Genomic DNA, 23,109 nt, shown 5'->3' with positions numbered 1-23,109 from the left:
TTTTTCGGTAAATTATCAGAAAGTTGCTGAAGATTTAATCTAAGCGGCGACTAATAACTCTTTTGCGTTGGCAAGGGTCGACTCGGTGATTTGGCTGCCACCAAGCAGTCGAGCCAGCTCTGAAACGCGTTGTTGCTCATCAAGTGTGTGCATTTGAGTTTCAGTTTTACCTGATTTCGTGTTCTTTGCCACAAACAGCTGTTGGTGACCGCAACCGGCAACTTGAGGCAAGTGAGTCACACACATGACCTGAGTAGATTCGCCCAGTTTACGCAGCATCTTGCCGACTACAGCAGCGGTTGGACCACTGATACCCACATCCACTTCATCGAAAATCAGACTTGGAGTATCGACTTTTTGCGCGGTTATAACCTGAATCGCTAATGAAATACGTGACAGCTCACCACCCGAAGCCACTTTAGCAATAGGCTGCATTGGTTGACCTGGGTTTGTAGACACAATAAAGGTCACGTTATCCATACCCAATGGTGACGGGTGAGTGTTGGTATTGTTTACTTCAATCGAAAACTGCGCTTTTTCCATGCTGAGTTCGTGCATGCTTTGAGTGATCAGCTTGTTTAGCTCTTTCGCGTAACGAACGCGAGATTTATGCAGCTTTTCAGATTTTGCTACGAATGATTGGTATTGGTTTTCAACGTCATTTGCTAGCTCTTCAAGCTTTTCATCAGAGCAATCCAGCGCTTCTACTTGTTGTAGTAACTCTTGGTGGTGTTTATACAGCTCTTCAGGCAATACGTGGTGTTTACGCGCCATCGACATCACTTTAGAGAAACGCTCTTCAACGTAAGCCATGCGACCTGGGTCGACATCAATGCTATCAAGATAAGTTCTTAGCTCGCTGTTGGTCTCTTCAATCTGAATAATGGCTTCAGACAGCATATTTGGCAGCTCAGCAAGTCGTTCGTCTAATTCTGCCAATTGAATTAGGGAGTGATTGGCTGATTGCAGAATACCAAGCGCATTAACTTCTTCACCTTCGTAAATAAGCTCGATAGCTTGCTGGCAGGTTGAGGCCAATTCTCCGCTATTGGCGAGGCGCTTATGCTCTTGTTCGAGCTCTTCATATTCTTCCTCCCCAATAGATAACTCGTTTAACTCTTTGATTTGATATTCAAGAAGCTGTTTTTGAGCTTGGTTTTGTTGGCTGTTTTCACGTAACTCTTTCAGGTGGTTGTCTGCTTGACGCCAAGTTTGATAAGCGTTACGTGTCGATTTCAATAGGTTTAAATGGCCTGCGTATTGGTCAAGCATTGCCATTTGGTAGTCGCTTTTCATCAACTGATGATGTGCGTGCTGGCCATGAATGTTGATCAGCAGTTGTCCCAGTGATTTCAATTGTGAAAGAGGAACCGGACTACCGTTAATAAATGCACGAGAGCGACCTTCTTTAGAGATGGTTCTGCGTAGGATGCATTCGGTGCCGTCTAGAAGTTCGTTATCTTCTAACCAGCGAGTTGCATGCAGATTGTTCTCAAGTAAAAAAGCAGCACTGACTTCGGTTTTTTCTTCACCTTGTCTAACCATTCCTGCATCGGATCTCCCTCCAAGACACAAACCCAAAGCATCGATAGCAATAGATTTACCCGCACCAGTTTCCCCGGTGATTGTTGTCATGCCTTTAGAAAGTTCTAGCTGTAAAGACTTAACAATAGCGAAATTATTAACACTTAAATGAGCCAGCATTTTTATTTACCTGTATAACTGAACAATACTGTATATAAGCTCAGTATATACTGTTTCTTTATACAGTAAAGTCGGCAGGTGAAAATTTTTTGTGATAGCTCTCAGAATTGTACTTGCCTGTAGATCACTGAAACCACTATAGATTCCCAACTCAGTCGTTCCTCCTTCTTGGGAATGACGATCTCTGGGATTGACGTGAAGGCAGAGCTGGCGGGCGTTATACAGGTAGTAAAAAAGGCTAACGAATATCGTCAGCCTTTGAAGTTTTTGGTTGTTGCTAGTGCCGTTGAGCTAGAACAGCTTACTCGACCAGCCCAGTTTGTTTCGTAGGACATGGTAGTAGTTGTAGTCTTTCGGATGGATCAGCTTGAGTACATTTGGGCTTTGGTAAATGTGGATCTCGTCGCCTGGCGATACAGGTAGCGAGATTTGACCATCGCAGCTGACTTCTTGAGTGCCGCGGTTATCAGGCGATACGATCAGTTTAATGTGACGTTTCCCATCGACAACAAGTGGTCGGCTTGAAAGTGTGTGCGGGAACATAGGTACCAAAGAGATGGCATTCAAGCTTGATGACAAAATTGGGCCGCCGCCAGAAAGCGAGTAGGCGGTAGAACCGGTTGGTGTCGACACGATCAAACCATCAGAACGCTGCGAGAAAGCGAAGCTGTCGTCGATGTACACTTCAAACTCGATCATGTGCGCGACTTGACCGGGGTGAAGTACCGCTTCGTTCAGTGCCGCGTTATGGCTTTTTATTTGGCCATGGCGGTGGATCTCTGTTTCAAGTAGGAAGCGTTCTTCTTCCATGAACTCGCCTTTGAGAACATCAGTTAGTGCGCTCTGGAAGTTTTCTGGGTTGAGATCGGTCAGGAAGCCAAGGTTTCCTCGGTTCACACCGATTACTGAAATATCGAAACGAGACAAGATTCGAGCGGCGCCGAGCATGTTTCCGTCACCACCGACTACAATGGCGAGATCGGCGCGTTTACCTAAGTCGACCAGGCTAGAAAAATGTTCTTTTGGGATATCGTCTAAAATACTGGCGAGTCTGTCATCCACAAACACTTGATAACCCTCAGCGCTCAGCCACTGATAGAGTTCTCTATGAGTCTGAATTGCTTGCTGATCTCGAGGTTTACCAATAATGGCGATCACTTCAAATGGCTTTTTCATAAGGTTTCCAAACGAATTAGGCTTGAATCAAAATTCTTCATCCCCATAATAAAGGCAAGTTGAACGTCTATGCGAGTGTTTTATATCAATTTGAGGCGCAAACCCGCCTGTCACTTGCATTGGAAACGAATTCTGGAGATATCATGAGCAACGAAGAAAACAAAGTAACCGAAGAAGAACTAGATCAGATCATTGCTGAAGCAGAAAAAGTTGAAGAAGCTGAACTGAACGCAGACGCTGCTGATGAGCAGGAAGCAAAGATTGCTCAACTAGAAGCGGCATTGCTAGCTAGCGAAACTAAAGTGAAAGAGCAGCAAGACTCTGTTCTTCGCGCTAAAGCTGAAGTTGAAAACATGCGTCGCCGTAGCGAGCAAGAAATTGATAAAGCGCGTAAATTCGCTTTGAACAAGTTTGCTGAAGGTCTACTGCCTGTTATCGACAACCTTGAGCGTGCAATGCAAGCTGCAGACGCTGAAAACGAAGTGGTTAAGCCACTATACGAAGGTGTTGAGCTTACGCACAAAACATTCGTAGACACAGTTGCTAAGTTCGGTCTTAAAGAGATCAACCCTGAAGGTGAAGCGTTCAACCCTGAATTCCACCAAGCGATGTCTATCCAAGAAAGCCCAGATCACGAATCAAACACGGTTATGTTCGTGATGCAAAAAGGCTACGAGCTAAACGGTCGTGTAGTTCGTCCTGCAATGGTAATGGTTGCTAAGTAATTGAGTGGTGCTTGCTAAGTGAAAGGTTCGACCTTTTACTGATCAAGCGAGCTGCAGTTACAACATAATTCACTAGTTGATGTGAAATAAGAAGAGAGGCTTATGCCTCTCTTTTTTGTGCCTGTTACTTGAGAATCCGCGTAAATAGTCCGTCAAAGTGCATTAAGGATGTTGTTCTTTTTATTCCATACGGAACAGCGCTTTAGAGTTTTGTGTTATGAAACTGGTTGTTAATGAGAAAATGTTTTGATGTCACACTTGTGATATTTTTGTAAACAAATGCTTTTAATTGTTATCCTTGTATGTAAAATCCACTGCCATATGGCGATATTACTCGCATATACAACTATAAAAGTACAAATTTTAAACACAACAGACTGGAGAAGAACGATGGATAAATCGCTCTCAAGTAAGATTTTTGTAGGCCTGTTTGTCGGCCTGATTATTGGTACTGCTATTCAGTACCTATTCAGCGGAATCGCTATTTTTGACACTTACCTACTTGGTGCTGCAGAAGGCGCTGGTGGTATGTTCGTATCACTTATCAAGTTGCTAGTAGTGCCTCTTGTATATGTATCTATTGTTTGCGGTATCGTTGAACTAAAAGATATCCGTTCATTTGGTCGTCTTGGTGGTAAAACCTTTGGTCTTTACATTATTAACACCATCATCGCGATCTCTGCTGCTCTAACGATTGGTCTTATCTTCCAACCTGGTGCGGGTGCAAACCTAGCAGGTACGGTTTCTGAGACGATTGCACTTACAACAACAGAAACACCAGACATCTTCTCTCTTGTTGTAAACATCGTTCCTAGCAACCCAGTACAAGCGTTCGCAAGTGGCGACATGCTACAAATCATCTTCATGGCGATTCTGACTGGTCTTGCAATTCAAGCGCTTGATTCTCGTGGTGGCCCAGCTATCAAGACGTTCAAGATGGCTAACGAAATCATGATGAAGCTTATCGGCCTAGTAATGAGCCTTGCGCCATACGGTGTATTCGCTCTGATGATTCAACTAGGTGCAACACTGGATGCAAACACGCTAATGTCAGTAGCTGGCTACGTAGCGCTTGTTGTTGCAATGCTTGTGTTCTGGATCTTCTTCTTCTACCCAATGATGGTGGGTTCATTCACTGGTATTTCTCCAAAGCAGTTCCTACGTGCAACTCGTGAGCAGGTTCTATTCTCACTATCTACTGCAAGTTCGAACGCGACAATCCCAGTAACAATGCGCACTCTTACTGACAAGCTAAACGTATCTAAGTCAGTAGCGGGCTTCGGTGTACCACTAGGTGCAACAATGAACATGTCTGGTGTATCTATCTACATCGCACTAGCAACTATGTTCGTAGCAAACGCATTTGGTCAGCCAATCAACACCGCTGATATCTTCACTCTAGGTCTAACTATCCTGCTACTGTCTATCGGTGCTGGTGGTGTTCCAGGTGGCGGTGTAGTAATGGTAGGTGTTCTATTGCACCAACTAGGTCTACCACCAGAAGGTCTAGCTATCGTTGCTGCTGTTGACCGTATCTGTGACATGTTCTGTACTTCTTCAAACGTAGTTGGTGACACAGCGGTAAACACTATCGTTGCAAAATCTGAAAACGAAATCGGCGTTGAAGCAGACGAAGAAGTTGAACTGAAGAAAGCAGAAGCTTAATTAAAAGTTCTTCCTTCTATAGACAATGTCTATGTAGAAAGCCTTGATTGAAAACGGAGCCCAAGTGGCTCCGTTTTTTATTAGCGTTGATCGTTAGCCATAAGGCTTGTACAGCAACACCAGCTGTCGCCCACATAAGGCAAAACGGGGCTTTTGAATCGAATTACGGGTTTATTAGTGTGTTAATGATATGCATTCTTACCTAATCATTCTTTTTATTAAAATAAATGTAAAAAAATCCGTTTTTACCCTTGAAAAGGTATCGTGAGCCCTTATCTATGGTGCATACGAAAGCAAATTGTATTTGCACTTTAATTTTGTGTATTAGGGTTGAATCTCTAATTACCACCCCCACATCAGTGGGTATAGCAAAAACTTAATAGAATATATTTCGGAGATAGCCTGATGGGTAAAATCATTGGTATTGATTTAGGTACTACTAACTCTTGTGTTGCTGTTCTTGACGGCGACAAACCACGCGTAATCGAAAATGCTGAAGGCGAACGTACAACAGCATCAGTAATCGCATACACAGAAGGCGAGACGCTAGTTGGTCAACCTGCAAAACGTCAAGCTGTTACTAACCCTCAAAACACACTGTTCGCTATCAAGCGTCTAATCGGTCGTCGTTTTGAAGATGAAGAAGTTCAACGCGATATCGAAATCATGCCTTTCAACATTGTTAAGGCTGACAACGGTGATGCATGGGTAGAAGCGCAAGGCCAAAAAATGGCTGCTCCTCAAGTATCTGCTGAAGTTCTTAAGAAAATGAAGAAAACAGCTGAAGACTTCCTAGGCGAAGAAGTAACTGGCGCAGTTGTAACTGTTCCTGCTTACTTTAACGATGCTCAACGTCAAGCAACTAAAGATGCTGGCCGTATCGCTGGTCTAGATGTTAAACGTATCATCAACGAACCAACTGCTGCTGCTCTAGCTTACGGTCTAGACAAGCAAGGCGGTGATCGCACTATCGCTGTATACGACCTTGGTGGTGGTACATTCGATATCTCTATCATCGAAATCGATGAAGTAGAAGGCGAGAAGACTTTCGAAGTTCTTTCAACTAACGGTGACACTCACCTTGGTGGTGAAGATTTCGATAACCGCATGATCAACTACCTAGTAGATGAGTTCAAGAAAGAGCAAGGTATTGACCTTAAAGCTGATCCACTAGCAATGCAGCGTGTTAAAGAAGCAGCAGAAAAAGCGAAAATCGAGCTTTCTTCTACTACTCAAACTGACGTAAACCTACCTTACGTTACTGCTGATGCGACTGGTCCTAAGCACATGAACATCAAAGTGACTCGTGCGAAGCTTGAGTCTCTAGTTGAAGACCTTGTACAACGTTCTCTTGAGCCTCTAAAAGTTGCTCTAGCGGATGCTGACCTATCTGTAGGCGAAATCACTGACGTTATCCTAGTTGGTGGTCAAACTCGTATGCCTATGGTTCAAGCTAAAGTTGCTGAGTTCTTCGGTAAAGAAGCTCGTAAAGACGTAAACCCTGACGAAGCAGTAGCAATGGGTGCTGCAGTTCAAGGTGGTGTACTAGCTGGTGACGTCAAAGACGTACTACTTCTAGACGTTACTCCTCTATCTTTCGGTATCGAAACGATGGGCGGCGTAATGACTAAGCTAATCGAGAAAAACACAACTATCCCTACAAAAGCGGATCAAGTGTTCTCTACAGCTGAAGACAACCAAAGCGCGGTAACTATCCACGTACTACAAGGTGAGCGTAAGCAAGCGACTTACAACAAGTCTCTTGGTCAGTTCAACCTAGAAGGTATCCAACCAGCACCACGTGGCATGCCACAAATCGAAGTAACTTTCGACCTAGATGCTGACGGTATCCTAAACGTATCTGCGAAAGATAAAGCGACAGGTAAAGAGCAGAAGATCACTATCCAAGCATCAGGCGGTCTGTCTGAGGAAGAGATCGAAGCAATGGTACAAGAAGCAGAAGCTAACAAAGAAGCGGACAAGAAGTTCGAAGAGCTAGTAACTGCACGTAACCAAGCTGACCAAATGATTCACGGTACTAAGAAGCAAGTAGAAGAAGCTGGTGAAGCTCTACCTGCAGACGAGAAAGAGAAGATCGAAGCAGCTATCGCGGCACTAGAAGAAGTTAAGTCTAGTAACGACAAAGAAGCTATCGACGCTAAAGTTCAAGAACTTATGCAAGCAGCTCAGAAGCTAATGGAAATCGCTCAACAACAAGCACAGCAAGCTGGCGCTGAAGCGGGTGAGCAACCTAAGCAAGACGACGACGTTGTAGACGCTGAGTTCGAAGAAGTTAAAGACGACAAGAAATAATTTCGTCGCAGAGTAGCCTGATTTCGTTGTCGGAAGTGCTCACCTACTAGCGTAGGCTGCGCGCTTCCTCCTAGAACTCAAGCTACCTGCTTAGAAATTTGTCTCGAAGACTTATTAATACGGGCGTCAGAGGTAACTCTCACGCCCGTAAATTTGTATTTAGACTTGTCGATCTAGATAATAGCTTTATTCGGTGATTCAGCCGGCAGAACTTTTATCTAGATTGATACACAGACTACTGAAGTTACTTTTCGGTAGTAGCAATTATTTTGGTGACCTAGAACATGTCAAAACGTGATTTTTACGAAGTATTAGGCGTAAGCCGCGATGCATCAGAGCGCGATATTAAAAAAGCGTACAAGCGCTTAGCAATGAAATTCCACCCGGACCGTAACCAGGGTGATGAGAGCGCAGCGGACAAATTTAAAGAAGTAAAAGTAGCGTACGAGATCCTAACCGATCCTCAAAAGAAAGCAGCTTACGACCAATACGGCCACGCAGCTTTTGAACAAGGCGGCATGGGTGGCGGCGGCGGTTTCGGCGGCGGTCAAGGTGACTTCGGCGATATCTTCGGTGACGTATTTGGCGACATCTTCGGCGGCGGTCGTCGTGGTGGCGGTCAACAACGTGCACAACGTGGTTCAGACCTACGTTACAACATGGAACTGACGCTTGAAGAAGCGGTTCGTGGTGTATCTAAAGAGATTGAAGTACCAACACTGGTTGAATGTGACACTTGTGATGGTAGCGGTGCGAAGAAAGGTTCTTCTGCGCAAACTTGTGGCACTTGTCATGGCCACGGCCAAGTACAAATGCGTCAAGGTTTCTTCGCGGTTCAGCAGACTTGTCCTACTTGTAACGGTAAAGGCAAGATCATCAAAGACCCATGTAACTCTTGTCACGGTCAAGGCCGTAAGCAGAAGACGAAAACACTTAACGTTAAGATCCCTGCTGGTGTTGATACTGGCGACCGTATTCGTCTATCTGGCGAAGGTGAAGCGGGAGAGCAAGGCGCTCCAGCTGGCGACCTATACGTACAAGTTCACGTAAAAGAGCACAACATCTTCGAACGTGATGGCAACAACCTTTACTGCGAAGTACCAGTAAGCTTCTCTATGGCAGCTCTAGGTGGTGAAGTTGAAGTTCCAACACTGGATGGTCGTGTAAACCTAAAAGTGCCAGAAGAGACACAAACGGGCCGTATGTTCCGTATGCGTGGCAAAGGCGTGAAAGGTGTTCGTGGCGGCGGTGTGGGTGACCTAATCGTTAAGCTAGTGGTTGAGACGCCAGTTAAGCTAAGCTCTCGTCAGAAAGAACTTCTACGTGAGTTTGAAGAGACATGTGGCGGCGAAGCGGCAAGCAAGCACAAGCCTAAGTCTGAAGGTTTCTTCAGCGGCGTAAAAAACTTCTTCGATGACCTAACTAAGTAATTAGATTATTGAAATATTAAGTTATTGATACTTTAACTTAATGACGAAAATAGAAAGCCTGCTCTTGTAGCAGGCTTTTTTGTGTCTGTAGAAAATAGAAAAGTGGTCACACATGGTGCTGATTGGCTTACCTCGTTATTTCCAACACGCTTCTGGCTCCGAGATACCAGAGTGGTGTAATTCCAAAATATCAGTCGTTGAGTCTAAGCAGTCATCGTTAGTTTGTGGGGCGTGCGGCTCAGCTTGAATAGTATAGGTGGTGCTGCTTGCTGAGATAGCGAGCGTGTATCGGCTTGTATCAGTATCGCAAAAACTGCATGTCCCGGCGGAAATAATCCCCTGCGCTGCGGATGCATAGTCACCCGTATATAGGGTTTCCATCTCTAATTGTATCTTGGTCATGTCGGCCAACGCGGTGACACGATGTGCTTTCATGACATGGTTGGTATAACTCGGGTAGGCGATTGCCCCAAGTATTCCCACGATGACCACAGCCAGCAATAACTCGATCAATGTCATCCCTCTCATGCTTATGTTGTTGCTGTTGCATATATTTTTTCGAATCATCGCGAGTAGTTTCCTCTCATAATTCAGTACATTCTTCTCCGGTGGTAGCATCGCTGCAAGATTAAATACGGTTACGCACTGAATTACATAGGAATTTGGGAAATGACTCGCGGGTTTACTTTATTAGAGCTGTTAATAACGGTATCGGTACTGTCGATACTGATAGCGACGGCTGCCCCGAGTTTTAGTTCGGTGACTCAATCCGTCAAGATGCAGCGGTTAGCTGGTGAGCTCAATGGTTTCTTAATTCAGGCTAAGTCTGAATCGGTGAAAAGGAATCAGGATCTCTGGGTGCATTTCTCTACCGCAAAAAATGAAGTGCAATCGACTGGTGATTGGACGGTATGGTTGAAGCCGACTGAAGATCTCACTGGAGAAACTTTGCTGCAGTTGTCGGGTGGAGCATTTCGCGATGTCTCGTTTTCTCACAATTACACAGGAGAAAGAATCAGCTTTGAGAGTGTCAGGGGTAGGCCAGCTAGAGGCACGATCTATCTTTCTCCCAGTGCATCTTCAACCGACCGTTTATTGATTAAATTATCTAGCCCTCCTGGGCGCATAAAAGTGTGTGGTGAGTCGAGTGCGCAGTATGGCTATGATGCGTGTTAAACCTGTCGCGGTAGGACTCAGCAAGCAACAAGGTACTTCATTGGTTGAGTTAATGGTGGCCTCTGTGATTGGTGTCTTCGCTATCTCGATTATCGGAAGTGTCTTTATTACAGGGCAGAGAATAGCCAAGGACAAAGGCATTGAGTTACTGCTGCTACAAAACCTAACCAGCACCATACAAGTGATGAAAGAAGACATCCAACGAGCGGGTTACGACGGCTCAAACGGTTACTCAATCAAGTTATCTGGTGCAAGCAATACGATTCAAGTGAGTGGTGGCGCTGCGGTTGGTTTTGTTTATTTCAGAGAGGGTTCGAGCGGCAATAAAAACCACCGCAATATTGTTTACCAAAAAAACGGCACCAAACTGCAAATATGCGAGAAGGGCACCACGGTATCAGAGGCGTTCCCCACGTTTGAAGAGGTTACTGGCTGCTATTCACTGTTTGATGACACGATTATGGATGTCGATGAGTTCCACATTACATCTCGGGTGCTAGAGCAGAACTCAATTAAAAGCACGCTTACGGATATTAGTATTACCGCATCGATTCCAACTGCAGCGGTGACCAAGTCGGTGTCTGTTTCTATTAAGCAGAGGAATTGGCAATGAGGAATTATGCAAAGCAGCATGGCGTAGTGACTTTGTTGATTACATCTGTGCTTTTGCTTGGAGCCTTAGTTGTCACGCTAGGCTCCTATCGAAGTATCTTCCATCAGATGAAAGTGGCTCAAAATGAAGTTCAAGGCAGGCAAGCACATTGGCGTTCGGAAGGTGGACTGGAGTGTACTTACGCTTATCTACTTGAATTAGATAAAAGTGTTTCCGACATTCAAGATGCCAGTACTCGCCCAGCAGATTTTGCTGACTGGTGTTCCCCTTATCAAGACCAGCCCCAGATCGATCTGTCGAGCACGGCTAGCTCTAGTACGTATTTGGTGACGTCTTCTTCGAATACAAACTCCCTTTATAAGACGATAACAGAGCGCTCCCAACTAGGCACGGGAGCAATTCAGTCGACAGGACCAATAGAGATAGTTGGTACGTTAAGTCTCAAGCCAACAGCAAAAGAAGAGCCAATCAGTGGTAATGAATATGAGTGTGTCAGTGTCTCATTCGCTGATCTGTTTACTTATCAATATGATGCTACTCACGGTGATTCAGGGCAGGCGTTGGGTTTAGAAGTCCTTAATCCTACTGCTGATGGACCCTTTTCTGGTTTCGATGGCGCTTGTCATAGCGATTATAAAACGGAGATCCCGAAAGGCACTTCCGGTAGTTCCTATTCGATCTATGCCCCTGATTATTATCAAGGAACCAACCCACCGCCGTTCAAGAAAGACTTTAATCCAGATCCTAATATGAATCCGTTTTACACCTTCTTTGGCATGGCTAGAACGGAACAAAACATTCTCGACCTGTCGCAAGATACGGACTTGTTTAAACATGTTCAGCTATTGAATGCGACGGAGTGTGGTCCTGAGATCATGGACCATTTTACGATTGGCCAAACCAAAGGGTTGTGGATTGAAGGTAACTGTCACATCAATGCGGCGGTATCAGCTGCAAATAACCCCTCTCAACTTCTCGTAATTCAAGATGGTGTGCTCGCATTGAATGGCGCCATGGCCTATAACGGGGTGATTTATCACTTGGTTGATTACCAGAAGAGCCATGTGAAAACGCGAGTCGATAACTTCTGGAACTCGCTTGCGGCTAACAACGTGTTTGCGCCTTTTATCAAAGACATCGATGAGGCTAGCGTTGTTAAAAAGAGTGTCGGGATTCAATTTGCTTCTGGTTTGCCTTCTGGTGGTCTTATCTTTGATTCTCCCTCGGGAGTGACGACCATAGTGGGTGATATGGACATGGATTTTCGCGCGGATTCGAACCCAAGTGACCCGCCTTCTACGTACCAATGGCAGCGAGGCTCGTGGAATGATTTCTAAGAATTCTGGCTTCAGTTTGCTAGAGGTACTTATCTCTTTTCTGCTGATTGGTGTCGCGTCGTTAGGGTTGGTTAAATTACAGGTGTATGCGGAACAAAAGTCGGATCATGCGCTCCAGAGTGTCGAAGCTTTGCATTTTGCAGAAAGGCAGATGGAGTATTATCGAACTCGCGCTTTCAATGTTAGTGGGGCGGTAGGGCTTATTCCTTTTGAGGAACTAAATCAGTCGAGTTACTGTCTCAACATCGCGAGTTCAGATCCCTTGTCTGGTTTATCAGGCTCTGCGTATTCGATGACATGTGAAGTTACTAATGCGAGCGGAGCGTTATCTGGCGCCCTCAAAAACATTATTGTCACAATTGCATGGCAAGATCGTATGAACCGTACGCAAAGTATTTACCTCGAAACTATGCTCTCCAAATACAGTGAGTTTGACTGATCCCTAAGCAAACGTTTACTGCATGCCAAGGCTTACGCCACTCCTTTTACTGACAATTTTCACTCCTCGGACATTGTTTAATTACTGGTTAAATCCATGTATATGGAATGGTGTTTTTTGTGTTTTTATATTGTTGTAGTTGTATGGTATTTTTGCAAAATATGTCTCCATTTATGGAATTTAAGGTGGAATCTTGTGCTTTTTATGGGGGCTTTTAATAGAATGTGTGTTGTACCAATAGGCCGTGGTAAAAACTTATATTAGGCCTAAACAAACAACATCACATATGGAGTTACAATGAGTAACCAAGCCGTAAAAAAAGCACCATCGACTGACAAGATCAGTGGAATGGATCGCTTTCTAAACTTCATTGAACGCGCCGGCAACAAAATTCCAGATCCAGCAATCCTGTTCTTCTGGGCTCTAGTTATCGTATGGGTAGCATCTGCACTTTTGTCGAATCTTTCATTCGATCTAATCAACCCTCAAACGGGTGCTGCTCTAGAAGTAAATAACCTACTGACTGGTGAAGCGCTTGCTAGCTTCCTAGCGAATATGGTTACTACGTTCACTGGCTTCGCACCACTAGGCATCGTACTTGTTGCTATGCTAGGTGTTGGCGTTGCAGACTCTTCAGGCTTCATTACGACAGGCCTTAAGAAGATGCTGAACTTCACGCCAGCTAAGCTACTTACGCCAATGCTAATCTTGGTTGCTATCGTGTCTCACACAGCAGCTGATGCAGGTTACGTTCTAGTAATCCCTCTTGGCGGTATCATCTTCCACGCTGCGGGTCGTCATCCTCTAGCGGGTATTGCTGCAGCATTTGCTGGTGTATCTGGTGGTTTCTCTGCGAACTTCATCCCTTCAGGTATCGACCCGCTACTAGCTGGTTTCACGCAAACAGCGGCAAACGTTCTTGACCCTGAATACGTGATTAACCCTCTAGCGAACATCTTCTTTACTGGCCTATCTTCAGTTCTTATTGTTGCTATCGGTTGGTATGTAACTGAGAAGATCATCGAACCTCGTCTAGCAAACACGCCAGTTGATGAAGATGCTGAAGAAGCACCGGATCTAGGTACGTTCACTGCAATCGAATCAAAAGCATTCAAATACGCAGGTTGGGCAATGGTTGCTGGTATTGGTCTGCTTGTTGCGGCTCTAATCCCTGAGAACTCTGCACTGCGTTCTCCTGAAGGTGAGCTAACAGCATTCTCTGCACCAGTTATGAAGTCTATCGTTCCTCTGATCTTCATCCTGTTCATCATCCCAGGTATCGTTTACGGCCGCGTTGCGGGTACATTCAAGAACAGCAATGACGTAATCAAGGCGATGTCCGAGACAATGGCTACGATGGGCGCGTACATTGTAATGTCGTTCTTCTGTGCACAGTTCCTATCGGCATTCGGTCAATCAAACATTGGTACTATGCTGGCACTTTACGGTGCTGAAGGCCTGAAAGCGATGGACCTTCCTGGTGAAGCGACAATCGTTGGTATGATTCTACTAACGGCTTCAGTTAACCTCCTTGTTGGTTCAGCTTCGGCTAAGTGGGCACTTATCGGTCCAATCCTAGTTCCAATGCTAATGGTTGTGGGTATCTCTCCTGAGCTATCTCAAGCGGCTTACCGTGTTGGTGACTCAGTGTCTAACATCATCTCTCCACTAATGGTGTTCTTCCCACTGGTTGTTGTTTACTGCCAACGCTACGTTAAGTCTACAGGTATCGGTACTCTAGCTTCTCTAATGATGCCATTCTCGATTGCAATGCTAATCGGTTGGTCTATCTTCCTGCTAGCTTACTGGGCTCTTGGTATCCCACTAGGTATCCAAGCACCTTACACTTACACAATGTAAGATTGAACTAAGCAAAATTAAGCTTTATTCATTACTAAGCCCGCACCGAAATGTGCGGGCTTTTTTTTGCTATTTTTTCGCTCTCTTTATCTATTATTTTTATATCAAAAAGCAGCCTACTCAGCTTATACTCCGGATTACGGCTAATTGTTGGCCGGTAAAATTAGGAAATCCAAAACATCATGAAAATTCTGCTTCTGGTAGGGTTAATTGTTTTAAATGGTCTGTTTGCCATGTCTGAGATTGCATTGGTAGCAGCAAAAAATAGTCGGCTGAAACGCTTGGCCGAAAAGCACCGTTCTGCTCAGATCGCACTTGAGCTTAAAGAAAATCCAACTCGCTTCCTCTCAACCATCCAAATCGGTATTACGGTCATAGGCCTGCTCAGCGGTATCGTGGGCGAGGCAACGCTATCTGCACCACTAGCTGTTCAACTTGAACAGTGGGGCATGGATGCAACGCAAGCGAATGTCCTGTCTACCGCGGTCGTCGTTGTAGGTATTACTTACTTTGCCATTGTTGTTGGTGAACTCGTACCAAAACGATTTGCTCAATCTCAAGCGGAAACTATCGCTGTGTTGGTCGCTATGCCAATCTATTGGTTATCTAAAATCGCGACGCCGTTTGTTTTTGCTTTGTCTGCTTCAACGGAAGGTATTCTTAAGTTGATGGGCCGAGGTGGCGAAGAAGACAGTGTGACGGAAGACGATATTCATGCACTTGTTAAAGAGGGCTCAGACTCTGGTGTGATTGAGCGTGGCGAGCAAGAGATGATTCGTAATATCTTGCAGCTTGATGATCGCTTGGTGAGCTCGTTGATGACGCCGCGTCGAGACATCGACTTTCTGGATGTCGATCAACCTGTTGAGAATATCTTAAAGCAGCTTCGCTCATCGAAGCACAGTGTATTCCCTCTGTGCCAAGATCATCTAAATAAGGTGGTGGGCACTGTGTCGGCCAAGGCTTTATTGAATCAGGCGGGCAATCTGAGTATTCAAGTGATCATGGGTCTGTCTAAATCGCCGATCTATGTACCGGAATCGATGAAGGCACTGCGTCTGCTTGGCTACTTTAAAGAGTCGGGTACAGAGATGGCGTTCATTGTCGATGAGTATGGCGATGTTCAAGGCCTTGTGACTCATTACGACATTCTAGAGGCGATTGCGGGTGAGTTATCAAACAACCCGAACGACCTTTGGACTGAGTCTTTGCCAGATGGTTTGCTGGTGGATGGATTAATCCCGATCAGCGAACTGAAAAACCGCTTGGAGCTTTCAGAGTTAGAAGGTGAAAGCGAGGGCTTCCAAACTCTAAACGGACTCATCACATGGCTTCTAGGTCGCTTGCCTGATACGGGAGAGATCGTTGAGTGTCAGCAGTGGCAGTTTGAGATTATCTCGGTTGAGAACAATCGTATTGTGAGTGTGAAAGCGACACAAGTCGTCAATGATTTGGTTGAAGCCGAAAGCTAGACTGGCAGTTAATCATCCAGTCCATGGTTATTGATGGGCATCTCTTTGTTGTCCATCATCACTAAGATTAGGTATGCTTCACCGCATACCTTTTTTATTTCTATTGTTTGCTTTTTGGAGTCCCCTTTGTCAGACCATCAATTCACCCCTCAAGATGAAATCTTCATGCGACGTGCCATCGAAGTGGCCAAAAAAGCGGAGAGTGAGGGAGAGGTACCTGTTGGTGCCGTGCTGGTAAAAGATGGTGAGATTATCTCTGAAGGGTGGAACCGTTCGATTGGTAGCCATGACGCAACAGCGCATGCTGAAGTGGAAACTTTGCGCAAAGCGGGGCAGGTTCTGGAAAATTATCGACTGCTTGATACCACTTTGTATGTCACGCTTGAGCCATGCCCTATGTGTGCGGGTGCCTTGTTACACAGCCGAGTGAAGCGTATTGTTTTTGGCGCGCCAGATCTAAAAGCAGGTGCGGCAGGGACGGTGTTGAATTTGTTTGAAAGCCAAGCTTCTTACCATTATGCCGATGTTGAGCACGGGTTATTAGAAGATGAGTGTCGCGAGCAACTACAGGCGTTTTTTAAGCGTCGTCGAAAAGAGATAAAAGAGAAGCGAAAGCAAGAGCGTCTGTTGGAAGAGCAGCAGCTGGAAGCTGACAAGGCGCTTAAGAAGAAATAGCAGCAAGTTTAAGGCACTCTCATCGTTAGAGTGCCAGACAAACTTCCTGGCCGTAGTGTTTACTCGGCAAGCATCTGCATGAAAGCACGGTTGCGCCAAATGATCTTCTTCTTGTTATTTGAAAGCATACGCTTACGACGGTTTGCAGCAACTGTCTTACCAAGGCGTTTCGATTTCAGTTTCTTCATCATTTCAATGATTTCCTATTGGTCGTCTGACTGTGTCGTTTGGACTAACGATTTAATTATAGTGTGATTCGTCGGTTTGTTCTGTCGCGCAGAGGCTGATTTAGAAGAGCAACTCTATTCTTAAGCCTCTAACTTCGTCCAATGGCCTAGCGCAACAGAACGCTAATCTTGATTGTGGTGTGTCGTTATAAGGGGCGATTGTTACTGTAATATGACACTGCCTTTATCACCGCTTTTTATCCGCACCTCTCCTTTGTGTAAGCGATAGAAAGCGCAATAAAAAAGAGCAATGCTGGAAGGCATTGCTCTTTTGGTTTCTATTTCGAAGACTCAGAACCGCTTACTGTCGATTCTGCAGCGCTGATGCTGGGCTCAGCCCCAGAAGTCTCTAAAGGTGGAATAACGATCAACCCTTCAAGACTCTCTTCTTGTTCTTTATTACGCTTATTTACATGGCCGATGATGCTTTGGTAATAACGGCGAATGTTCTCTACGTAGTTTCTAGCTTCATCACCACGGGCATAACCATAGCGAGTTTGGCTGTAGTATTTCTTCTGTCTGAGTAGAGGTAGCCTGTCTTTTACATCACCCCAAGCATCAGGATCTCCGCCTTGCGCTTTGGTTAAGCGGCGTGCGTCCATCATGTGTCCGTAACCGACGTTGTATGAAGCGAGTGCAAACCAGATCTTTTCGTGTTGTGTGATTGAATCTGGTACTCGGTTCACGATACGACGCAGGTATTCAACACCACCTTGTACCGACTGTTTAGGGTCGAGACGGTTGGTCACACCAACGCTCTTCGCTGTCGGTAGTGTCAGCATCATCATGCCACGAACACCGGTTGGTGAGCGTGCGACTGGGTTCCAGTGCGACTCTTGATACGCCAGTGCAGCAATCAAGCGCCAGTCAAACTCTTGCGAATACTTCTGAAACAGTGGCGACCATTTTGGTAGCTTGCTGTCTAGCGCACGGATAAAGGCACGAGTATCAACGTAATCAAAAGTGCCAATATGACCGATGTACTTTTCTTCTAGCGAAGCAAGTTCACCGGACTGTTTTAGGTTGCCGAAGAACTCAATCAGCAATGCGTAAAGGCTTTCATCTTCAGACTTCTCTAGGTACCAAGAGATAGGTTGGTCTTCCGTCAGCTCAAACGCCAATGCTACGTCTGGGTATAAACGTTGTGCCAGCGACAGTTCGATAGAGTCTGCAACCGTAAATAAGCGTTCGCCTGTTGATACTTCTTTTAGCAGATCGTTGATATCAGCATTGCCAACTGCGTCGTAGATGAAGTCCTGGTGCGTGTTCTGTAATTGCTTAAGTGTTGGTTCGAAGTGCGAGTCTTTGACCACAACCAAAGAGGGAGTCAGAGTCTCGTTAGGTGACGCGTCTTCTGATTCAGCTTGTGCTTTGATGAATTCAGCCTGGCGGTCGTTTTCAAACTTGATCAGTTGATCTAGATTTCTTGGGCGCCACTGGCCTTTTTTGTACACCACCTGTTGGCTTACATAGTAATAAGCAGGCGCTGCACGATAAGCACGTGTCAGTTTGTTGTTTTGCGTTAATCCTGTCGCGATAAGGTCGATCTCGCCTTTCTTTAGAGCAGGGAATAGGCCAGATAGACGGTAAGCCGGTTTAACCTCAAGCTTAACCCCTAGCTCTTGTGCAAACTCACGAGCCAATTCGTAATCGAGACCAGCAGGGCCATCAGGACCAATGTAGTAAGAGAGTTGGTTATTCAGAGTACCGACACGAAGCACGCCACGCTCTCGTATCTGCTCGAGGACACTTTTAGGTTCAGACTCAATCTGGCATGCGGTTAGCCCAAACAGAGTGATAACCAGCAGAAAGGACTTAGACAAAAAGATGAGAGAAAATTTAGGCATCAAAATGAAATCTCGAAAAGTGGAAGCCCCTTTATACCAAACCCCGCCAGACTGGCAAAGCAGGTTTCATTAAACAGATGTAAAAGTGGTGATAAATGCAGCAAAAACACCATTTGCTCAGAAACATGAAAAAAATCACGCAAACGGTTGCTTTTGGTGTTACGTCACAAAAAAAAATGCTTTATAATGCGCTCGCATTGAAGAGGTGGAATCGGCATAGGTTTTTAAACCTTCGGGAATAGCTTCGAAGAAAACAGTTAGGTTTTTCCTTTAACCCACTGAATTTATTCCAATATCACCTTAATCAACTGCATAAGAGACCTAAGCACATGAGAATTTTGCGTGGCTCCCCAGCTCTATCTGAGTTTCGTGTTAACAAGCTTTTAGAGCTTTGTCGTGAATTAAGCTTACCTGTAACAGGTATTTACGCTGAGTTTGCCCACTTTGCTGATTTAACAGCAGACCTAGACGCGTCTGAAGTTGAGAAGCTAGAAAAGCTACTGACTTACGGTCCAACGATTGAAGAGCATGAACCTGAAGGTTTACTGCTGCTTGCTACTCCTCGTCCAGGTACTATTTCTCCTTGGTCTTCAAAATCTACTGATATCGCACATAACTGTGGTCTAGCGAAAGTATCTCGCCTAGAGCGCGGTACAGCTTTCTACATTGAAACGTCTTCTGAACTTTCTGATCTTCAACTTGTTGAACTGAAAGCGATTCTTCACGACCGTATGATGGAAGTGGTTTTCACTGACTTTGAATCAGCAGCTGCACTATTCACCGTTGCAGAACCAACACCTTATACGGAAGTTGATCTTCTTACTGGCGGCCGTAAAGCGCTTGAAGAAGCAAACGTTACCCTAGGTCTTGCTCTTGCAGAAGATGAGATTGATTACCTACTTGAAAGCTTTGTCACTAAGCTTGAACGTAACCCGACTGACATCGAGCTAATGATGTTCGCACAAGCGAACTCAGAGCACTGTCGTCACAAGATCTTCAACGCAGATTGGACTATCGATGGCGTTAAGCAAGAAAAATCATTGTTCAAGATGATTAAGAATACGTTTGAAGTGACGCCTGATAACGTACTTTCTGCATACAAAGATAACGCAGCTGTTATGACGGGCTCTGAAGTAGGTCGCTTCTTCCCAGATCCTGAAACTCGCCAGTACAACTACCACCAAGAGAAAACACACATCTTGATGAAAGTTGAAACGCACAACCACCCAACGGCTATCTCTCCATGGCCGGGCGCATCAACAGGTTCAGGCGGTGAAATCCGTGATGAAGGCGCAACAGGTATCGGTGGTAAGCCAAAAGCTGGTCTTGTAGCGTTCTCTGTATCTAACCTTAAGATCCCGAACTTCGTTCAACCTTGGGAAACTGACTTTGGTAAACCAAGCCGTATCGTTACTGCATTGGATATCATGCTTGAAGGTCCTCTTGGCGGCGCGGCATTCAACAACGAATTTGGTCGTCCAAACCTACTAGGCTACTTCCGTACTTACGAAGAGAAAGTAAACTCTCACGCAGGTGAAGAAGTACGTGGTTACCACAAGCCAATCATGCTGGCTGGTGGCCTTGGTAACATCCGTGACGAGCACGTTCAGAAGAAAGAGATCCCTGTAGGTGCAAGCTTAATCGTTCTAGGTGGCCCTGCAATGAACATCGGCCTTGGTGGCGGTGCGGCATCTTCAATGGATTCTGGTTCTTCTTCTGAAGATCTTGATTTCGCTTCGGTACAACGTGAAAACCCAGAGATGGAACGTCGTTGTCAGGAAGTGATCGACCGTTGTTGGCAGCTAGGTGATGCGAACCCAATCGCATTCATCCACGATGTGGGCGCTGGCGGTATCTCAAATGCACTTCCTGAGCTAGTAGACGATGGCGAGCGTGGCGGTATCTTCAACCTACGTGACGTGCCAAACGATGAGCCGGGCATGAGCCCACTTGAGATTTGGTGTAACGAATCTCAAGAGCGTTACGTAATGGCGGTTGCAGACAAAGACATGGCAACGTTCGACGCTATTTGTAAGCGTGAACGCGCACCATACGCTGTGGTTGGTAAAGCAACGGAAGAGCGTGAACTTAAACTTGAAGATTCACACTTCGACAACACGCCAATCGACATGCCAATGGATATCCTATTAGGTAAAACACCTAAGATGCACCGTGACGCGAAAACGTTAAAAGCGAACAACCCAGCGATTGACCGTTCTGGTATCGAAATGAACGAAGCGGTTGACCGTGTTCTTCGCCTACCAACTGTCGCAGAGAAAACATTCCTAATCACTATCGGTGACCGCTCGGTAACTGGCCTTGTTGCTCGTGACCAAATGGTTGGCCCATGGCAGGTTCCTGTTGCTAACTGTGCAGTAACCGCAGCAAGTTACGACTCTTACCACGGTGAAGCGATGTCTCTCGGTGAGCGCACGCCTGTGGCACTACTAGACTTCGGCGCATCGGCTCGCCTAGCAGTTGGTGAGGCAATCACAAACATCGCAGCGACTAACATCGGCGATATCAAACACATTAAACTGTCGGCAAACTGGATGTCTCCAGCGGGTCACCCAGGTGAAGATGCAGGTCTTTACGAAGCGGTGAAAGCTGTCGGTGAAGAGCTATGTCCAGCTCTGGGTCTAACTATCCCTGTGGGTAAAGACTCAATGTCGATGAAGACTAAGTGGGAAGAGAACGGCGAGCAGAAAGAAGTAACGTCTCCGCTATCTCTTGTTATCACTGCATTTGCTCGTGTTGAAGATGTTCGTAAGACAATTACGCCTCAACTTCGTACTGACAAAGGTGCTTCAAGCCTAGTTCTTATCGACCTAGGTAATGGCAAAAACCGTCTAGGTGCAACGGCACTAGCGCAAGTTTACAAGCAGCTTGGTGATAAGCCAGCAGACGTAGACAACGCAGCGCAACTAAAAGGCTTCTACGAAGGCGTTCAAGCACTGGTTGCTAACGACCAAGTTGTGGCTTACCACGATAAAGGCGATGGCGGTCTATTCGTTACTCTTGCTGAAATGGCGTTCGCAGGTCACTGTGGTGTGAATGCAAACATTGAAGCGCTAGGCGAAGACACACTAGCAGCGCTATTCAACGAAGAGCTAGGTGCGGTAATCCAAGTTCGTAACGATGACCTAGACGCAGTTCTTTCTACGCTTGCAGCAAACGGCCTAGAAGCGTGTTCACACGTTATTGGTTCAGTTGAAGCCTCTGATGAGTTAGTGATTAAGTCTGGTGAGTCTGTCGTGATTGAACGTAACCGTACTGAACTACGTACTATCTGGGCGGAGACAACGCACAAGATGCAAGGTCTACGTGATAATCCAGCATGTGCTGACCAAGAGCACCAAGCGAAGAAAGACAACTCAGATCCAGGTCTAAACGTGAAACTGAGCTTCGATGTTAACGAAGATATCGCTGCACCTTTCATCAACACTGGCGCTAAGCCTAAGATGGCGATTCTACGTGAGCAGGGTGTTAACTCTCACGTTGAAATGGCAGCAGCATTCGACCGTGCAGGTTTCGAAGCAACTGATATTCACATGAGCGACATCCTTACTGGTCAAGCTGTACTTGATGAGTACAACGGTCTTGTAGCATGTGGTGGCTTCTCTTACGGTGACGTACTGGGCGCTGGTGAAGGTTGGGCTAAGTCAGTTCTGTTTAACGATTCGACTCGTGAGCAATTTGAAAACTTCTTCAAGCGTGAAGATACCTTCTCTTTAGGTGTGTGTAACGGTTGTCAGATGTTGTCTAACCTGCGTGAGCTTATCCCAGGTGCTGAGTACTGGCCACGTTTCGTTCGCAACGAATCTGAGCGCTTTGAAGCTCGTTTCAGCCTAGTTGAAGTTCAGAAGTCTGATTCTGTATTCTTCAACGGCATGGAAGGTTCTCGTATGCCTATCGCTGTTTCTCACGGTGAAGGCCGCGTAGAAGTACGTGACAACGACCACCTAAACGCGATTGAAAACTCAGGTACGGTTGCTCTACGTTACGTTGATAACTACGGTAACCCAACGCAGCAATACCCGAACAACCCGAACGGTTCGCCAAACGCTATTACAGGTTTAACAACGACGGATGGCCGCGTGACCATCATGATGCCTCACCCAGAGCGTGTATTCCGTACAGTTGCTAACTCTTGGTCTCCAGAAGGTTGGGGCGAGAATGGTGCTTGGATGCGTATGTTCCAAAACGCACGTAAGAACGTGGGTTAACCATGCCGCGTTAATCTAAATTAGATTAAGCAAAAATCAAAAGCGCAGATCGAAAGGTCTGCGCTTTTTTTGTGAATTTTTTTGGAACCAGAGTGATAAATTGAGGTTTGCAGTTTGCTGTTCTAAAAATCTCCACTACGCTAAATGTTATGGAATCAATTTGTTAGGCGAATAATGTCTGTTTTTATGCAGAGGGATATTCGTTCGTCTGTGCAAAAACTGAA

Annotated in this window: 16 protein-coding genes; 12 read left to right on the top strand and 4 right to left on the bottom strand. The window is 45.6% G+C overall.

Annotated features, from left to right (window positions below; genetic code table 11):
* Positions 1-39 precede the first annotated feature (39 nt).
* Together recN and nadK are read right to left on the bottom strand one after the other, a co-directional pair.
* Positions 40-1,704, bottom strand: a complete 1,665-nt coding sequence (recN, locus tag L0991_10305) for a DNA repair protein RecN (GenBank protein XGB61809.1) — start codon at positions 1,702-1,704, stop codon at positions 40-42.
* Positions 1,705-1,995: 291 nt separating this feature from the next.
* Positions 1,996-2,880 carry an NAD(+) kinase gene (gene nadK / locus L0991_10300; GenBank protein XGB61808.1) on the bottom strand — a complete coding sequence of 295 codons (885 nt, stop codon included), beginning with the start codon at positions 2,878-2,880 and terminating at the stop codon, positions 1,996-1,998.
* Positions 2,881-3,023: 143 nt separating this feature from the next.
* Between nadK and grpE the strand changes: the two genes are divergently transcribed.
* The 4 genes from grpE (at position 3,024) to dnaJ (ending at position 9,013) form a co-directional block, all read left to right on the top strand.
* Positions 3,024-3,605, top strand: coding sequence for a nucleotide exchange factor GrpE (gene grpE, locus L0991_10295; GenBank protein XGB61807.1), 582 nt, complete (start codon positions 3,024-3,026; stop codon positions 3,603-3,605).
* A gap of 390 nt (positions 3,606-3,995) precedes the next feature.
* Positions 3,996-5,270, top strand: a complete 1,275-nt coding sequence (locus tag L0991_10290) for a dicarboxylate/amino acid:cation symporter (protein ID XGB61806.1) — start codon at positions 3,996-3,998, stop codon at positions 5,268-5,270.
* A gap of 405 nt (positions 5,271-5,675) precedes the next feature.
* Positions 5,676-7,583: a molecular chaperone DnaK gene (gene dnaK / locus L0991_10285; protein XGB61805.1), complete on the top strand. Its 1,908-nt coding sequence runs from the start codon at positions 5,676-5,678 to the stop codon at positions 7,581-7,583.
* Positions 7,584-7,867: 284 nt separating this feature from the next.
* Positions 7,868-9,013: a molecular chaperone DnaJ gene (gene dnaJ / locus L0991_10280; protein XGB61804.1), complete on the top strand. Its 1,146-nt coding sequence runs from the start codon at positions 7,868-7,870 to the stop codon at positions 9,011-9,013.
* A gap of 135 nt (positions 9,014-9,148) precedes the next feature.
* Here dnaJ and L0991_10275 read toward each other — a convergent pair whose 3' ends face one another.
* The gene (locus tag L0991_10275; protein XGB61803.1) at positions 9,149-9,580 is read right to left on the bottom strand and encodes a prepilin-type N-terminal cleavage/methylation domain-containing protein; all 432 of its coding nucleotides are present in this window, start codon (positions 9,578-9,580) and stop codon (positions 9,149-9,151) included.
* A gap of 102 nt (positions 9,581-9,682) precedes the next feature.
* Here L0991_10275 and L0991_10270 point away from each other — a divergent pair, with 102 nt between their 5' ends.
* The 7 genes from L0991_10270 (at position 9,683) to tadA (ending at position 16,585) form a co-directional block, all read left to right on the top strand.
* Positions 9,683-10,189, top strand: coding sequence for a GspH/FimT family pseudopilin (locus L0991_10270; GenBank protein ID XGB61802.1), 507 nt, complete (start codon positions 9,683-9,685; stop codon positions 10,187-10,189).
* A complete protein-coding gene (locus L0991_10265) occupies positions 10,170-10,802 on the top strand; it encodes a pilus assembly protein PilW (GenBank protein ID XGB61801.1) in 633 nt (210 codons plus the stop codon). Before L0991_10270 ends, L0991_10265 begins: the two co-directional genes overlap by 20 nt.
* Positions 10,799-12,139 (top strand): hypothetical protein, encoded by a 1,341-nt coding sequence (locus tag L0991_10260; protein XGB61800.1) that lies wholly within the window; start codon positions 10,799-10,801, stop codon positions 12,137-12,139. Before L0991_10265 ends, L0991_10260 begins: the two co-directional genes overlap by 4 nt.
* Positions 12,129-12,578: a prepilin-type N-terminal cleavage/methylation domain-containing protein gene (locus tag L0991_10255; protein ID XGB61799.1), complete on the top strand. Its 450-nt coding sequence runs from the start codon at positions 12,129-12,131 to the stop codon at positions 12,576-12,578. The genes L0991_10260 and L0991_10255 overlap by 11 nt, the downstream gene beginning before the upstream one ends.
* Positions 12,579-12,875: 297 nt before the next feature.
* Entirely contained in the window at positions 12,876-14,438 is a 1,563-nt protein-coding gene (locus L0991_10250) for an AbgT family transporter (protein ID XGB61798.1), read from the top strand.
* A 182-nt stretch (positions 14,439-14,620) separates the two neighbouring features.
* A complete protein-coding gene (locus L0991_10245) occupies positions 14,621-15,910 on the top strand; it encodes a hemolysin family protein (GenBank protein XGB61797.1) in 1,290 nt (429 codons plus the stop codon).
* Between the two features lie 126 nt (positions 15,911-16,036).
* A complete protein-coding gene (tadA, locus tag L0991_10240; protein ID XGB61796.1) occupies positions 16,037-16,585 on the top strand; it encodes a tRNA adenosine(34) deaminase TadA in 549 nt (182 codons plus the stop codon).
* A gap of 505 nt (positions 16,586-17,090) precedes the next feature.
* On the opposite strand, the gene mltF is transcribed toward tadA, so the two are convergent.
* Entirely contained in the window at positions 17,091-18,659 is a 1,569-nt protein-coding gene (mltF, locus tag L0991_10235; GenBank protein ID XGB61795.1) for a membrane-bound lytic murein transglycosylase MltF, read from the bottom strand.
* Positions 18,660-18,988: 329 nt separating this feature from the next.
* Here mltF and purL point away from each other — a divergent pair, with 329 nt between their 5' ends.
* Entirely contained in the window at positions 18,989-22,885 is a 3,897-nt protein-coding gene (purL, locus tag L0991_10230) for a phosphoribosylformylglycinamidine synthase (protein XGB61794.1), read from the top strand.
* Positions 22,886-23,109 lie beyond the last annotated feature (224 nt).

This window comes from Vibrio chagasii (genome assembly GCA_041879415.1).
In the GTDB taxonomy this organism is placed as follows: Bacteria; Pseudomonadota; Gammaproteobacteria; order Enterobacterales; family Vibrionaceae; genus Vibrio.
This window is presented reverse-complemented; position numbering and strand designations above follow the sequence as displayed.

Coding starts and splice junctions, on each gene's coding strand:
- recN (XGB61809.1), bottom strand. CDS start 1,704: ATGCTGGCTCATTTAAGTGTTAATAATTTCGCTATTGTTAAGTCTTTA.
- nadK (XGB61808.1), bottom strand. CDS start 2,880: ATGAAAAAGCCATTTGAAGTGATCGCCATTATTGGTAAACCTCGAGAT.
- grpE (XGB61807.1), top strand. CDS start 3,024: ATGAGCAACGAAGAAAACAAAGTAACCGAAGAAGAACTAGATCAGATC.
- L0991_10290 (XGB61806.1), top strand. CDS start 3,996: ATGGATAAATCGCTCTCAAGTAAGATTTTTGTAGGCCTGTTTGTCGGC.
- dnaK (XGB61805.1), top strand. CDS start 5,676: ATGGGTAAAATCATTGGTATTGATTTAGGTACTACTAACTCTTGTGTT.
- dnaJ (XGB61804.1), top strand. CDS start 7,868: ATGTCAAAACGTGATTTTTACGAAGTATTAGGCGTAAGCCGCGATGCA.
- L0991_10275 (XGB61803.1), bottom strand. CDS start 9,580: ATGATTCGAAAAAATATATGCAACAGCAACAACATAAGCATGAGAGGG.
- L0991_10270 (XGB61802.1), top strand. CDS start 9,683: ATGACTCGCGGGTTTACTTTATTAGAGCTGTTAATAACGGTATCGGTA.
- L0991_10265 (XGB61801.1), top strand. CDS start 10,170: ATGGCTATGATGCGTGTTAAACCTGTCGCGGTAGGACTCAGCAAGCAA.
- L0991_10260 (XGB61800.1), top strand. CDS start 10,799: ATGAGGAATTATGCAAAGCAGCATGGCGTAGTGACTTTGTTGATTACA.
- L0991_10255 (XGB61799.1), top strand. CDS start 12,129: ATGATTTCTAAGAATTCTGGCTTCAGTTTGCTAGAGGTACTTATCTCT.
- L0991_10250 (XGB61798.1), top strand. CDS start 12,876: ATGAGTAACCAAGCCGTAAAAAAAGCACCATCGACTGACAAGATCAGT.
- L0991_10245 (XGB61797.1), top strand. CDS start 14,621: ATGAAAATTCTGCTTCTGGTAGGGTTAATTGTTTTAAATGGTCTGTTT.
- mltF (XGB61795.1), bottom strand. CDS start 18,659: ATGCCTAAATTTTCTCTCATCTTTTTGTCTAAGTCCTTTCTGCTGGTT.
- purL (XGB61794.1), top strand. CDS start 18,989: ATGAGAATTTTGCGTGGCTCCCCAGCTCTATCTGAGTTTCGTGTTAAC.